Source organism: Streptomyces sp. MZ04 (genome assembly GCF_004684775.1).
GTDB lineage: Bacteria > Actinomycetota > Actinomycetes > Streptomycetales > Streptomycetaceae > Streptomyces.
In genome coordinates this window covers 25,572-38,608 of the sequence record NZ_SRIC01000022.1, presented here as the reverse complement: position 1 = coordinate 38,608, position 13,037 = coordinate 25,572, and the positions used below count along the sequence as shown (strand labels likewise).

Genomic DNA, 13,037 nt, shown 5'->3' with positions numbered 1-13,037 from the left:
ATGCCCGCATACCTGATCATCCACGCCGAACGCAGACGTGAGGACATGCTCGTCGAAGACCCCGCCCTCACCCTGCAGATCAGAGACGGCTGGGCCATCCCCACCGAACACGTCGCCTGCATCCAACGCGTAGACCCAGAGCCCGAAGACCAGAAGCCCGCGCCAGAGGAGTGATCCACGTGGCGAGCAAGGGACGAGGAAACCGCAGCCGGCGAGGGAACGCAGCTCAGCTCAAGACCTACTGGTCGACTGGGGCAGGCTCGGCCAAGATCCGCTGGAACACTCATGGTGATCACACGCGATGCTCCAAGCAACTGGCGAAGTACCTCGGACCAAGAGCCAAGGCCTACTGCGCACGGCTGCACTTCGAGCGCACGGGAGTCTGGCCAGGCGACCGTCGCAACGTCGGTCGACGCAGGTCCCGTTGATGCCAGCCGTTGCGTACACCCAATGCTGCGTATGCCACGTTCCGGTCCCTGTCACCGTCACCTCCGATCCTGCACGCCGACCAGGCGAGCCGATGACGCTGCTCGTGGACGAGACCGATGTGTGGGCGCACGCATGGACCCACGAGGAGCAGGCCGACCGTGAGGGGTAGGGCAGGCGGTGCCGCCACCCCCACGTGCCGCCCCGTACCGGGGCAGGCGGGCAGGGCATGGGCAGGGCAGCGGTCGGGGTGAGGCAGGCATGTGCAGTGCTGCATGGTGATGCGATGGTGATCGCGTGAGAGTGATCAGTTGTCGATGAGATCTTGATCAGCGAAATGATCAATGATTGAAGTCGAAGAAGATCGAGAACGAAGATCGATTCGTGAACGTTCGACACAGAAGCGATTAAGGGCCTAAGGACTTCCCTTGAGCGCTTAGGGATTTCCATGGTCAATTCGGTGATCCAAACGATCTCTGATGAAGATCCACTAGACCATGATCACCCTGGGGAGGGTTCCTTGATCATGATCTTTTAGGGATCGGGGCCGTATACACGCTGAGGTCGGCTACGGGTCTGGGGGATCCGTGACCTGCGGTTATGTCCTGGTGGTCTAGACCGGCGTGCCGCTCCTTCCCCGTGCGATGATGCATTCGAGCAGTTCAAAGCCTTGTAGCCTACACACCGCCGCCGCTAAGATGGCATCATGTCGACCACATCCTGCGGCGTCTGCTCCGGCCCTCTCCCGGTAATGCACCGGTCAGACCGGCGGCACTGCTCACGGTCGTGCGAGGCCAAGGCATACAGGGCGCGACGCCGACAGCGGGCTGACGTTGACCCGATCCCCATTGACCTGCGAGTTCGGGACCGCTGGGTGCGATGGAGTGAGCGCAAGGTTCCGCTGCGCACCGACTCAAAGTTCGCCTCGGTCACCGACCCGTCGTCCTGGTCGGACTACGGGGCAGCAGTGCGGAGTCAGGCCGGCGTTGGCCTCGGGTACGTCCTGACGGTCGCCGACGACATCCTCTGCATTGACCTCGACCATGTCCTGGCCGCAGACGGGGCGCTCGAACCATGGGCGGCCGACCTCCTGGCCCGACTCCCGGAAACGTTCATCGAGGTGAGCCACTCGGGAGCCGGGCTGCATATCTGGGGCCGCGGCAGCCTCAAGAACGGCCGACGAATCGCGATGCCGAACGGCAGCGGCCTTGAAGTGTACGGAGACCGCAGGTACATCGCCATGACCGGCAAGGTGTGGCGCAACTCCCCGAGCGTGCTGGCCGATCTGTCCGAACTGCTCCCGGCGCTGATCTAGCACTGAAGGGGGTGATGGCCGTGGCAGGCCGAGGCCCCCAGCCGAAGGATCCTTCCCGGCGTGCCCGAAGCAACAAGGACCCGATCGCCCAGACAGTGCTGCGCTTCGAGCAGGCCGAGCCGCCAGAGCTGCCGACATTCCAGGTGGAGAAGGACGGCGACCTGGTCGAGTATCGGTGGCCGCAACGCACCCTCGACTGGTGGGAGATGTGGAAGGCCAGCCCACAGGCCGAGCACTTCAGCTCGACGGACTGGGACTTCCTTCTGGATACGGCCGTCGTGCACGCGCGGCTGTGGTCGGGGGAGATGTCGGCGGCCGGCGAGCTACGCCTGCGTGTGGCCAAGTTCGGTGCGACCCCCGAGGACCGCGCGCGGCTGCGGATGCAGTTTGCGCAGGCCGACGAGGCGGATGGGAAGCGACCGATCGCGGGCGAACGGTCTCGGCAGCGCTACGGGGAATTGAGGATCTTGCCAGGCTCGGAGGATCAGGCGAAAGAGGCCTAAGGGACCGCCAATCTCGATAGAATTGCCAGGTCAAGAACATCAAAGACCCCGGCGGGTGCGCTAACACCCCCGGGGCGTGGACGGTCCCTAGCTGGAGGAACCGACATGGCCGAGAGTATCTCTGCCTGCCCATATTGCGAAGCTCCGCTCACTGGAGCTCGCCGAGCGCACTGCGGTCAACCAACCTGCAGCCGCCAACACGCGTCCCGTCTGGAGCGTGACCGACTTCGCCGGAAAGGCGAACCCGAGCCGGAGCGTCTCTGCGTAACCTGTGGCGGCAAGGTTGTGCGCCAGGCGACGTGCGGGCCGTGGCCGAAGTACTGCACCGATCGATGTCAGGCCGATGCCCGGCTGAAGGTGATCGCAGAGCGCCGCCTGGAGGCGAAGCGCGGCAGGATCTGCGCCTACGAGTGCTGCCGGAAGCCGCTGCCGGATACGTCATCCACGCAGAAGCGCTACTGCGACCAGAAGTGTGGGGCGCGTGCACAAAACGGCGTGGTGCTGGGCCATCGATACTGCGCCACCTGCTCGGTACCACTCCCTGACGACGCGCCACTGATCACCAAGTACTGCTCGAAGTCGTGCAAGTGGAAAGCCAGCGCCAAGAACCGCAGCGAGTACGTGAAGGCGTACCAGGAGAAGTACCGCAAGGAGAACGCCGAGAGGCTGCAAGAGTGGCAGGCGGCCTACCGGGAGCGGAATCGGCAGGCGCTGGCGGAGAAGACCAAGCGCGAGTACGCCAAGGATCCCCTTCTCTGGAAGAACGCGCGGGACCGTCGGCGAGCCCGCATCCGCAGCGCATCGGAGACGCGGGCGGTCAGCGCTCGCGACTGGCAGCGGATGCTCCTGGCCTACTCTCACCGCTGCGCCTACTGCGGCATTCCGGGTGACTTGACGGTGGACCACGTCATCCCGATCTCGCGGGGCGGCCGACACGCCATCGGGAATCTCGTGCCTGCATGCCTAACCTGCAACCTCACGAAGAACGTCATGTTCCTCGTCGAGTGGAGGCTGCGGAAGCGGCGGCGGGGGGTGGGCAATGCCTTGGCGCCCATCGCAGCCCGGCGAACTGCCGACCCTTGGCTGGGAAGTCCTGGACTGGATCACGGAGAATCTCTCAGCGCCTGACCGAGGCGAGTACGAGCCGTACATCCCGACGAACGAGCAGGCACGCTTCCTACTTCAGTTCTACGAGCTGAACCCAGTCACGGGAAGGCGCAAGTACCGTCGCGGCGTCATCAGTCGGCCGCGAGGCTGGGGCAAATCACCCTTTCTCGCGGCCATCGCGTGTGTGGAAGCGCTAGGGCCGGTTCTGTTCGACGGCTGGGACGCGGACGGGCAACCCGTAGGCAAGCCCTGGTCCGAGGTCCGGACCCCTCTGGTTCAGGTGGCGGCGGTAAGTGAGGCTCAAACCAAGAACTCGTGGGCCCCCCTCCTGGAAATGCTCGACGGACCCGCCCTCGACAACTACCGAGGCCTTGAGCCCCTCGACACTTTTGTGAACCTTCCGCGGGGCCGCATCGAGCCCGTCACGTCTTCGCCGTCCAGCCTGAAGGGCAACAAGGCGGTCTTCGCCATCCTCGACCAGACCGAGGAGTGGCGGCCGTCCAACGGCGGCATTCGCATGGCGGAGGTCATGCGGATTAACGCGGCCAAGCTTGGCGGTTCAACGATCGAATCGCCGAATGCTTTCATCCCTGGTGAGGGCTCGGTTGCCGAGCACTCGGCCGAATACTGGAAGCGCATCGTCGAGGGGCGGGCCAGGGATGACGGTCTCCTCTACGACCACCGAGAGGCGCCTCCGGAGACGGATCTGACCGACCGCGTATCCCTTCTCGCGGGCCTGGCCCATGTATACGGGGACTCCGCTGACGTAGCGGGCGGCTGGGTTGACCTTGAGCGCATCGTGGCCGACATCTGGGACCCCGCAACTCATCCCCAGGTGGCGCGCGCGGACTTTCTGAACCAGATCACGCACGCCTCGGACTCGTGGATCTCGCAGCCAGAGTGGGCCAGCGTGGCTGACCTCGAAAAGGCCGTCGACTCAACCGATGAGATAGTCCTCGGCTTTGACGGTTCGCGGCGCCGGTCTCGCGGGGTTACGGATGCCACGGCCCTGATGGGCTGCCGCGTGAGCGACGGGCATCTGTTCCTGTTGGGGTGCTGGGAGCAGCCGGAAGGGCCGTTCGGTACAGACTGGCAGGTCCCGACGGTGGAGGTGTTGGCCGCTGTCGAGGATGCGTTCAGGGACTATCGCGTCGTCGGTATGTATGCGGACCCCGCCAAGTGGGAATCGCACGTCGCGGCCTGGGAGGCGAAGCACGGCAGGCGCCTGAAGGTGAAGGCGTCCGCGAACCATCCGATCGAATGGTGGATGACGGGCGGCCGGGCGGTACAGATCGTGCGTGCTCTGGAGAAGTTCCGATCCTCGGTAGCCGACGGCGAGTTGACGCATGACGGAACGAGCGTGCTGACGCGTCACATCCTCAATGCCCGCCGGCGTGAGTCGAGGTCGGGCATTCAGATCATGAAGGAACATCCCGAGTCGCCTCGCAAGATCGATGCCGCGATAGCGGCTGTCCTTGCCTGGCAGTGTCGAGTGGATGCCATGGCCAAGGGGCTGGGCAAGAGGTCAAAGGCGCGACAGGGACGGGTGGTGGTGCTGCGGTGACTCTCTCTATTCCCGAACTCCCGCTGGTGTACCTGTCGGACTACGAGCTCGCAATGATCAACATGTTGCGGGCGGATATGATGCGCGACCGGTACGAGCTGCAGTTGCGGGACGCGTACTTCAATGGCGAGCAGCTCATTCGAGATCTCGGGATTTCGATTCCGCCGCAGCTCAAGGGTCTCCATACGGTGATCGGCTGGCCGAGGGTCGGTGTCGAGAGCCTGGAGGAACGCCTCGATTTGGAGGCGTTCCGGTGGGCCGACGGAGCGGACTCCTCTGGCCTGGAGGAGATCGCCGACGCCAATGATCTGTACGACGAGTCGAGTCTGGCTCACCTGGATTCGCTGGTGTACGGCCGGGAGTATCTGGCGATCGGCTCGGGTGACGATGACTCTCCGCCGTTGATTTCGGTGGAGTCGCCGCTGGACATGACGCTGATGTGGGATGCCCGTCTGCGGATGGGGACGGCGGCTCTCCGGGAGTGCCAGGCCGACGGGTATGTCGAGTCGGGCCCCGAGGAACGAATGATCGTCCTCTACCTGCCAGATCAGACGATCACGGCTTTGCCGTCGCCGTCGGGCAGTTGGGAGGTCGTCGACCGGGACATTCACGAACTGGGTGTCGTGCCGGTGGTGCGGATGGCGAACCGGCAGCGCACCTCGGACCGCGTCGGCCGGAGCGAGATCACCCCGGAGGTCATGTCGGTCACGGACGCTGCGTGCAGGCGCCTGATGGGCATGGAAGTGGCCGCCGAGTTCTTCGGCGCCCCGCAGCGCTACATTCTCGGCGCCTCCGAGTCTGCGTTCCAGGACGCCGAGGGGAACGCCAAGTCGGCGTGGGAGACATACATCGGCCGCATCCTGGCGCTGGAGCGGGACGAAGACGGCAACGTGCCGACGGTCAGCCAGTTCCCGGCGCATGACCCGTCCGGCATGACGAAGATCATCGACCTGTATGCGCGGATCATGTCCAGCCAGTTCGGGCTGCCGCCGCACATGCTCGGCTACACCACCGACAACCCGGCCTCCGCAGATGCGATCCGGTCCACCGAAGCGAAGCTGGTCAAGCGCTCCGAGCGCCGCATCCGACGCTACGGTGCCGCTTGGCAGCAGGCCATGCGTCTCGCCCTGTGGGTACGGGACGGGGAGCCACCGGAGAAAACCCGGCGGATCGAGACCGTATGGCGCAACCCGGCCACGCCGACGATCGCCGCCCAGGTCGATGCGACCGTCAAGCTGGTGCAGGCCGAGATCCTGCCGCCCGACTCCGACGTGACGCTTGAGATGGCCGGACTGACGGAAGGTCAACGGCAGCGCGTCGCCGCCGACCGCCGCCGAGCCGCAGGCCAGGCGGGACGGAGCGCACTGATGGACCGTCTCGCCGAACTCTCCGCGGGCGACAGTCGACCGAGCCCCGAGCCGTCGGAGGCTAGCCTTGGCGTCGACGATCTCGGATGACGGTGCAGGCGTCTCCCGGTGGAGAGCAGCCCAGGCCGGGCTGACAACGCTGCTGCTGCGGGACCTGCACGGTGTACGGCGCCTCATCAACCCGAACCGGCTGCAGGTGACGGTGCCGACGTGGATTGAGGCCGTGATCGCGGTCGTTGCCCGCTACGCGGACGTGTCCGCGACGCTCGCCGCCGACTTCTACGACGGGGAGCGGGACGCAGCCGGCGTGCCGGGCTCATTCACGGCGCCGCTGGCAGATCCACCACCGGACGATCAGGTTGGCGCTTCGCTGCGATGGGCCACGAAGGATCTGTGGCCGCGCGACGAAGCCGACGCGACGCTCGCCCAGCAGGAGCCGCTCGATGCCCGTCTGGAAGCGGCCATGTCCAAGACCGACGGCGCGATCGACCGGCTGGTGCTGAACGCGGGCCGCCAAACGGTCCGCGAGGCCGTCGAGCAGGATCGAGGGGCAGTGGCCTACGCGCGCGCTGCCGCTCTTAGCTGCTGCTCGTTCTGTGCCCTCATGTCCAGCCGAGGGGCGGTTTATAAAGATCGCGGAGCGGTCGGCGAGGACGCGAACGACCGGTTCGTCGGAGACGACAGCGTGATCAAGTTTCACAACTTCTGCCGCTGCCAGCCGCTCCCTGTATTCCGGGGGCAGGCCTTCGAGCTGTCATCGAAGGCGCGGGAGTGGGACCGCATCTACCGCGAGTTCGCCGCCCCCTATCCCGGACAGCAGCTCCAGCGCTTCCGCACAGCCCTGGCTGAGCAGCGCGCGCAGGCAGACCCCGGAACTTTCTGACCAACGAGGCCGCCCTGGAGGCAGCCTTTCTCATTTCCACCCACGCCCCTGGAGGGCCGTTTCGTCATGCCCGAAGAGAACGAGCAGATCACCGAGCCGCAGGAGTCCACGGAGCCGGCCGAGCAGGTCGAACCCGAGGTCGAGGCCCCGAACGACGACACGCCCGAGGCTGGCGACGCCCAGGAGGCAGAGCCGGAGAAGAAGGACGAGCCGTTCGACGAGGCGCGCGCCAAGGCGGCGCTCCGCAAGAAGAACTCGGAGAACGAGAACCTCCGCAAGCGCCTGAAGGAAGCCGAGCCGCTACTGGCCGAGCTGAAGCAGCGCAAGCAGGCGGACATGTCCGAGTCGGAGCGGCTCAACGAGCAGCTGACCGCGGCGCAGGAGCAGATCGCCAAGACGCGGCAGCGGCTGGTGCGCAGCGAGGTGCAGGCCCTGGCCGCCACCTCGACGGAATTGCGGGCCGCGTTCGCTGATCCGGCGGACGCGTTCGGCGAACTAGATCTCGCCTCGTACATCGACTCTGACGGCGACGTCGACGTGACGGCCATCGAGGCCGATCTCGCTGCGCTCTTGGAGCGCAAGCCGCACTGGGCGAAGGCTCAGCCCCCGGAGGGCCCGCGGCGTCCCGCACCGGATCGCACTCAAGCGTCCGGCGCCAACAAAACCAAGGCCCCCAGCCCGGAGGACGAGTTCGCCGGGTGGCTGAGCACGCAGCTGAAGTAGCTGCGAGAGAAGAGACATCATGGCGGTCACCGCCCCTCTGACACTTTCCAATGTGGATGGTGCGCTCCTGCCGCGCACCATCACCGCCCCGATCTTCGAGAAGAGCGTGGAGCAGTCCGCGGTCATGGCGCTGGCACGCCCGGCGCCGCTGGCCCTGGATGCCACCACGTCGGTGCCGATCCCGATGGACGTGCCGACCGCCGACTGGGTCGGGCAGGCGGCAAAGAAGCCCCTGTCGACCGGCGGCGTCGACGTGAAGCAGATGCAGGCCAAGAAGCTGGCCGTGCTGATCCCGGTCGCCATGGAGGTCGCGAAGACCAACGCGGGCGGCCTGTACACACAGCTGCAGAAGGACTTGCCGACCGCCTTCGCGCGGGCCTTCGATCACGCCACCATCCACGGCAAGACCATGAAGGGTGCCACCGGACCGTTCACCGAGTACCTGGCCGCCACCAGCAACAGCGTGGCGCTGGGCACGGCGACGCAGGCCAACGGTGGCATCTGGGCCGACCTGGTCAAGGGCATGGAGCAGGTCATCGACGACGACTGGGACTACACCGGCACCGTCGCCGACCACCGGCTGAAGCCCAAGCTGCTGCTGGCGACGGACACCACGGGGCGTCCGATCCTCGTCGACACGCAGACGCCGGGCACCGACATGGCGGCGGCGGGAACGCTGATCGGCGAGCCGCTCGCGTACTCGCGGTCGGTGTCGGGCAAGCAGCGCCGCCAGTCCGCGTCGACCGACACCGGCCTGCGTGGAATCGGCGGCGACTGGAGCCAGGCGGCTTACGGCGTCGGCATGGACATCACCGTGCGGATCTCCGACCAGGCCACCTACATCGACGAGGAGGGCGGCGTGCACAGCGCCTTCCAGGAGAACCTGGTGTTGATCCTGGCGGAGGCCTACTACGGCTTCGTCATGGGCGACCAGGACGCGTTCGTAAAGTTCACCGGCACTCCTTCGGGGTCGTGATGGCAGCCGTCCCGGTGTCCGCGCCGGGCGGGACGGCCAAGCCGCTGAAGATCGTCGCCAGGGTGCACGCGTTCCCGCCGGAGCACAATGCGGGGGCCGAGCACATGCTCGTGTCGATGCTGCGGCCTCTGGTGGAGCGCGGCCACGACGTGTCGGTGTGGCTGTCCCGCTACGGGCAGGCCCACAAGGAGTACGAGTACCGCGGCATCAAGGTCATCCCTCTGGAGTCGCGGCTCGACTTCCCGACGGCGATCCGCCGGGCTGACGTGCTGTTGGCACACCTGGAGACGGTCCCGCCGACCGCGTCGATGGCCCGCGGCTACGGAAAGCCGATGATCGTGGTGTGCCACAACACGCACAGGCCCACGTTCCGGGATGCCGCTGCGGGCGGGACTGCTCTGGCGGTCTACAACTCGCTGTGGATGGAGCGGGAGGCGGAGCTGTTCTTCGCCGAGTACCCGAAGTCGATCCGCCCCGAGCGGTCGCTGATCGTGCGTCCGCCGGTGTTCGCCGGCGAGTACGCGACGAAGCCTGGCAAGGCCATCACTCTGATCAACTGCAATCTGGAGAAGGGCGGCAAGGTGTTGGAGGCCTTGGCGCGCAGGATGCCGGAGCAACAGTTCCTCGCGGTGCGCGGTGCCTATGGCACACAGCTCCTGCCCGATCTGCCGAATGTCGAGGTCGTCGAGCATGTGGACGGTCAGAGCATGCGGGAGACGGTGTACGCCAGGACCCGGGTGCTGCTCATGCCGTCCTCCTACGAGTCGTGGGGCCGGGTCGGCTGCGAGGCGATGGCGTCGGGTATCCCCGTCGTCGCTCACCCGACGCCTGGCCTGTGCGAGTCCCTCGGTGAAGCCGGGATCTTCGTGGACCGCGAGGACATCGACGGCTATGAGGCGGTCCTGCGGAAGCTCGCGTCGGCCGCCGAGTACCGGCTGGCCTCCAAGCGCGCCAAGGCCCGCTCTGTCGAACTCGATCCGGCGGCCGACCTGGCTGCCTGGTGCCAGGCCGTGGAAGCCCTGCCCGCCTAGGAGGCCGCCGTGGCGTTCGAAATCCCGACCGCCGAAGACCTGGGCCTCTACCTGGACCTGGACAAGATCGGCGGGGACCGGGCAGCGCTCCTCATCCGGCAGGCCATCAACCTCTGCCAGACCGTAGTGAAACCTCTCCCTGAGGGCGCCGAGGCCGTGGTCCTGTCGGTCGCAGGCCGGGCCTACACCAATCCGCAGCAGGTGTCTTACGAGACGATCGGCCCGATGTCGGTGCAGCGTCCGACGGGTTCGGGCGGTCTGTATCTGACGAAGGCCGACAAGTCGGCGCTCAAGTCGCTGGCCGGGCGGGGCGGTGCGTTCACGGTCGATCCGACACCGGACACGGCGGATCCGTCGCCGACGTGGCCGATCGACGATGCCGGGTTCCCTGATGAGTTCGAGCCGGGCTGGGGGTACACCTGATGCCCGGCCTCTACCCGTTCGGGGAGACGGTCGTGCGTCTGCGGCGCGGGCCGTCGCCGGGACGGGATCCGCGAGGCCAGCCCATCCCCGGCCCGCTGCTGGAACAGCCCGTGAAGGGCTGCGTCGTGGCTCCCCGCCAGTCCACGCCGCAGGTCGGCGGGGACGACCAGCAGGCCCGCGACACCGTCATCGTCGGATGGACCGTGTACGCCCCGGCGGGCGGCGAATGGCGCACCACCGACCAGGTGCGCATCCGCGGCGAGCTGTGCGAAATCACCGGCGAGCCTGGCGACTGGGGCCGCAACCCCTTCACCGGCACCCGCGGCCCCGTCCAGTTCGCCGCAGACCGCGTCACCGGCTAGCCGACCCCGCCCGCACCTCGATCGCGCAAGGAGGCGGCCATGGGCGCACGGTTCAAGATGTCCCGTAAGGGCGTCGGGCAGATGCTGCGCATGCCAACTATGCAGGCAGAGATGCTGCGCCGCGCCGAAGTCATCAAGGGCGTCGCCATCGCTACGTCTCCCGTGGACGCGGGTGGCCCCCATCCGGGCCACTACAAAGCTTCCTGGGAGACGGACAGTACGCGCCGCGGCGGACATCGCCGGGATCGTGCTGCGGGCTACGTCCGCAACACCGCGTACTACGCCCGCTGGGTGGAGTACGGCACGGAGAAAGTCCCCGCCCATCACGTGCTGCTGCGTGCCGCCCTGATCGGCGGGCGGAATCAGTGACCGCGATCATCGACATCGAGGCCGAGCTGATTCCGCGTGCTCAGGCCCGCTTCCCGACTGCGGTGGTGCGCGACGAGCTCGACAACAACCTGCTGAAAGAGTTGCCGACGATCCAGTTCGAGCAGATCCCCGGCGGGAGCGACGACGGCCTGAGGCTGGGCCGGATGCTCGTCGACATGAACGTGTACGCGGCCTCCCGAGCCGCAGCGTTCGACCTCGCCCGCCAGGTTCACCACTGGCTCACCGGCGAGATTCGAGGGTCGGCCAGCGGTACGGCGGTGATCGGACGCGCTGACTGTATCGCCCTGCCTGCGATCCGCCCCTACGAGAACCTCGCCCTTCGCCGCGTCGGCGGCACCTACCAGATTTACAGCCACCCGGTCTCCTGACCGTTTGCGGGCCCGCGCCGGACCCCTTTGATCCCGCCCGTGCGCGGGCTTCACGCATGTCTGGAGACAACGATGGTCAACATCACCCGCGCAGCGGACCTGACTGAGGTCGGCGCGAATGGCGGCGGCTGGACCGCCGATCTCGGCACTTCTTCGCCGGGGGACCCGCTGATTCAGCCCATGCCGCCGTGGGAGCCGCTCGGCGCCATCTCGGACGACGGCCTGGTGCAGGGGTTCGACGAGGACAGCCAGGAGTACACCCCTTGGGGGTTCACCTCGCCGATCCGCACGACGATCACGAAGTCCCTCCGTACCTTCAAGATCACCGTGTGGGAGACGGGCCGCACCACGGTGCGATCCCTGCAGTACCGCATCCCTGTCGCAGATCTGACCCCGGCGAGCGGCCTGACCACGTTCGCGGAGACCGCTTCCCCGCTGCCGGACCGCCGCGCCTTCTGGTTCGTCGTGCTCGACGGCGAGACCTCTCTGGGCTTCTACGTGCCCGAGGGCGAGATCTCCGACCGCAGCGACGTCACTCACAAGCAGGACGAGATGGCCGGCTTCGAGTGGACGGTCACCGCCTACCCGGACATCAGCGGCAACACGGTCTACCACGCGGACCGTGTCCCGGCGACGCCCGACTACACGGGCTCCTGACCCTCTGACTGGTGGGCGGGTCGCATAGCCAGCCGGCGCGGGCCCGGCCCGTCCACCTCTGCCCTTTGCCCGCGCCCTACATGAATGGAGGCCCGCGCCATGGCTGCAAATGCCAGGACCGCCGCCCGCAAGAAGACCACCGCCGCCCGGCCGGCCCGCAAGACTGCCGTCGTCGCTCCGGACGTGGAGCCTGAAGAGGACTTCGACGATGACGACGCCGCTGAGGCGCAGGAAGACGAGGCCGAAGGCCACTACGTAACTGCCAAGCTGGTCGGTGAGGACGTTCAGATTCTGCCGCCCAGCGTGTGGCGCCAGTCGTGGAACCGGCTGCTGAACTCCGGCCAGATCGATGCTTTCGCTGAGCTCGTCATCCACCCGGAGGACTATGAGCGGTACGAGGAACTCGACCCGACGAATGCCCAGTTCGGTGAGTTCATCGGTGAGGCCAGCGAGCAGGTCGCGGAGGGCCCGGGAAAATCGCGTGGACCCAACAGGTCTACGAGGCGCACGCGGAGGCGGTAGAGGCTGACCTGTGGCGCTTCTATCAGCGTGACGTCCTGGACGTGCACCGTGGCGCGATGACGTGGCGGCAGCTGCGGGTCCTGATCCAGCACCTGCCGCCCGAGTCGTCGACGATGACGGCGCTACGGAACGAGCTCTCGGACGACGAGCTCACCGAGCAGGCAGAGAAGGGCGAGCCGGAGAAGGGCCGCTGGTCCCAGCTCGAACAGCTCACAGCCTCCGTACTGGATGCGGTCCGGCGCCTGGAGTACGTGACGATCTGCGCCAACACGGAGCACAAGCGCGACCAGCCCGAGCCGCCAGTGCCCGCGCGTAGACCGGGCGCCAAGCCCCGACAGTCGAAGCTGAAAATGTCTGAGCAGACCGCCGAGCGTCTCTTCCAGTTCATCCACGGAGGCGCCGCGTAGCGCTGCGAGGGGA

At 66.9% G+C, this 13,037-nt stretch carries 16 protein-coding genes and 1 pseudogene; all 17 read left to right on the top strand.

What is annotated here, in order from left to right:
• The 17 genes and pseudogenes from E2651_RS43820 (at window position 1) to E2651_RS07815 (ending at window position 13,024) form a co-directional block, all read left to right on the top strand.
• Window positions 1–174 carry a hypothetical protein gene (locus E2651_RS43820; RefSeq protein ID WP_167828729.1) on the top strand — a complete coding sequence of 58 codons (174 nt, stop codon included), beginning with the start codon at window positions 1–3 and terminating at the stop codon, window positions 172–174.
• Window positions 175–1,300: 1,126 nt separating this feature from the next.
• Window positions 1,301–1,741: a hypothetical protein gene (locus E2651_RS07890; RefSeq protein WP_245238653.1), complete on the top strand. Its 441-nt coding sequence runs from the start codon at window positions 1,301–1,303 to the stop codon at window positions 1,739–1,741.
• 95 nt (window positions 1,742–1,836) lie between these two features.
• Entirely contained in the window at window positions 1,837–2,244 is a 408-nt protein-coding gene (locus E2651_RS07885) for a hypothetical protein (RefSeq protein ID WP_245238651.1), read from the top strand.
• Between the two features lie 861 nt (window positions 2,245–3,105).
• Window positions 3,106–3,261 (top strand): annotated as a pseudogene (locus tag E2651_RS45125) (HNH endonuclease signature motif containing protein); the annotation flags it as partial.
• A gap of 424 nt (window positions 3,262–3,685) precedes the next feature.
• Window positions 3,686–4,915 carry a terminase large subunit gene (locus E2651_RS07875; protein ID WP_245238649.1) on the top strand — a complete coding sequence of 410 codons (1,230 nt, stop codon included), beginning with the start codon at window positions 3,686–3,688 and terminating at the stop codon, window positions 4,913–4,915.
• On the top strand, window positions 4,912–6,372 hold the full coding sequence (locus tag E2651_RS07870; RefSeq protein ID WP_135330299.1) for a phage portal protein: 1,461 nt from the start codon (window positions 4,912–4,914) through the stop codon (window positions 6,370–6,372). The genes E2651_RS07875 and E2651_RS07870 overlap by 4 nt, the downstream gene beginning before the upstream one ends.
• The gene (locus E2651_RS07865) at window positions 6,350–7,165 is read left to right on the top strand and encodes a hypothetical protein (protein WP_135330298.1); all 816 of its coding nucleotides are present in this window, start codon (window positions 6,350–6,352) and stop codon (window positions 7,163–7,165) included. Before E2651_RS07870 ends, E2651_RS07865 begins: the two co-directional genes overlap by 23 nt.
• A gap of 66 nt (window positions 7,166–7,231) precedes the next feature.
• On the top strand, window positions 7,232–7,888 hold the full coding sequence (locus tag E2651_RS07860) for a hypothetical protein (RefSeq protein ID WP_135330297.1): 657 nt from the start codon (window positions 7,232–7,234) through the stop codon (window positions 7,886–7,888).
• 52 nt (window positions 7,889–7,940) lie between these two features.
• Window positions 7,941–8,864 (top strand): phage major capsid protein, encoded by a 924-nt coding sequence (locus E2651_RS07855; protein WP_245238647.1) that lies wholly within the window; start codon window positions 7,941–7,943, stop codon window positions 8,862–8,864.
• On the top strand, window positions 8,864–9,895 hold the full coding sequence (locus tag E2651_RS07850; protein ID WP_135330336.1) for a glycosyltransferase family 4 protein: 1,032 nt from the start codon (window positions 8,864–8,866) through the stop codon (window positions 9,893–9,895). Before E2651_RS07855 ends, E2651_RS07850 begins: the two co-directional genes overlap by 1 nt.
• 9 nt (window positions 9,896–9,904) lie before the next feature.
• The gene (locus E2651_RS07845; RefSeq protein ID WP_135330295.1) at window positions 9,905–10,318 is read left to right on the top strand and encodes a hypothetical protein; all 414 of its coding nucleotides are present in this window, start codon (window positions 9,905–9,907) and stop codon (window positions 10,316–10,318) included.
• The gene (locus E2651_RS07840) at window positions 10,318–10,680 is read left to right on the top strand and encodes a hypothetical protein (RefSeq protein WP_135330294.1); all 363 of its coding nucleotides are present in this window, start codon (window positions 10,318–10,320) and stop codon (window positions 10,678–10,680) included. Before E2651_RS07845 ends, E2651_RS07840 begins: the two co-directional genes overlap by 1 nt.
• Before the next feature lie 39 nt (window positions 10,681–10,719).
• Window positions 10,720–11,049 (top strand): HK97 gp10 family phage protein, encoded by a 330-nt coding sequence (locus E2651_RS07835; protein WP_135330293.1) that lies wholly within the window; start codon window positions 10,720–10,722, stop codon window positions 11,047–11,049.
• Window positions 11,046–11,438 carry a hypothetical protein gene (locus E2651_RS07830; protein ID WP_135330292.1) on the top strand — a complete coding sequence of 131 codons (393 nt, stop codon included), beginning with the start codon at window positions 11,046–11,048 and terminating at the stop codon, window positions 11,436–11,438. Before E2651_RS07835 ends, E2651_RS07830 begins: the two co-directional genes overlap by 4 nt.
• A gap of 72 nt (window positions 11,439–11,510) precedes the next feature.
• Window positions 11,511–12,095 carry a phage tail protein gene (locus E2651_RS07825; protein WP_135330291.1) on the top strand — a complete coding sequence of 195 codons (585 nt, stop codon included), beginning with the start codon at window positions 11,511–11,513 and terminating at the stop codon, window positions 12,093–12,095.
• A gap of 84 nt (window positions 12,096–12,179) precedes the next feature.
• Complete coding sequence (locus E2651_RS07820; protein WP_245238645.1) at window positions 12,180–12,617, top strand: hypothetical protein; 438 nt, start codon at window positions 12,180–12,182, stop codon at window positions 12,615–12,617.
• Window positions 12,618–12,673: 56 nt separating this feature from the next.
• Entirely contained in the window at window positions 12,674–13,024 is a 351-nt protein-coding gene (locus tag E2651_RS07815; protein WP_167828728.1) for a hypothetical protein, read from the top strand.
• Window positions 13,025–13,037: the final 13 nt, after the last annotated feature.

Excerpts from the sequence above, each read along its gene's own strand:
- E2651_RS43820 (WP_167828729.1), top strand. The coding sequence starts at position 1 with ATGCCCGCATACCTGATCATCCACGCCGAACGCAGACGTGAGGACATG.
- E2651_RS07850 (WP_135330336.1), top strand. The coding sequence starts at position 8,864 with ATGGCAGCCGTCCCGGTGTCCGCGCCGGGCGGGACGGCCAAGCCGCTG.
- E2651_RS07820 (WP_245238645.1), top strand. The coding sequence starts at position 12,180 with ATGGAGGCCCGCGCCATGGCTGCAAATGCCAGGACCGCCGCCCGCAAG.
- E2651_RS07840 (WP_135330294.1), top strand. The coding sequence starts at position 10,318 with ATGCCCGGCCTCTACCCGTTCGGGGAGACGGTCGTGCGTCTGCGGCGC.
- E2651_RS07860 (WP_135330297.1), top strand. The coding sequence starts at position 7,232 with ATGCCCGAAGAGAACGAGCAGATCACCGAGCCGCAGGAGTCCACGGAG.
- E2651_RS07835 (WP_135330293.1), top strand. The coding sequence starts at position 10,720 with ATGGGCGCACGGTTCAAGATGTCCCGTAAGGGCGTCGGGCAGATGCTG.
- E2651_RS07815 (WP_167828728.1), top strand. The coding sequence starts at position 12,674 with ATGACGTGGCGGCAGCTGCGGGTCCTGATCCAGCACCTGCCGCCCGAG.
- E2651_RS07875 (WP_245238649.1), top strand. The coding sequence starts at position 3,686 with ATGCTCGACGGACCCGCCCTCGACAACTACCGAGGCCTTGAGCCCCTC.
- E2651_RS07825 (WP_135330291.1), top strand. The coding sequence starts at position 11,511 with ATGGTCAACATCACCCGCGCAGCGGACCTGACTGAGGTCGGCGCGAAT.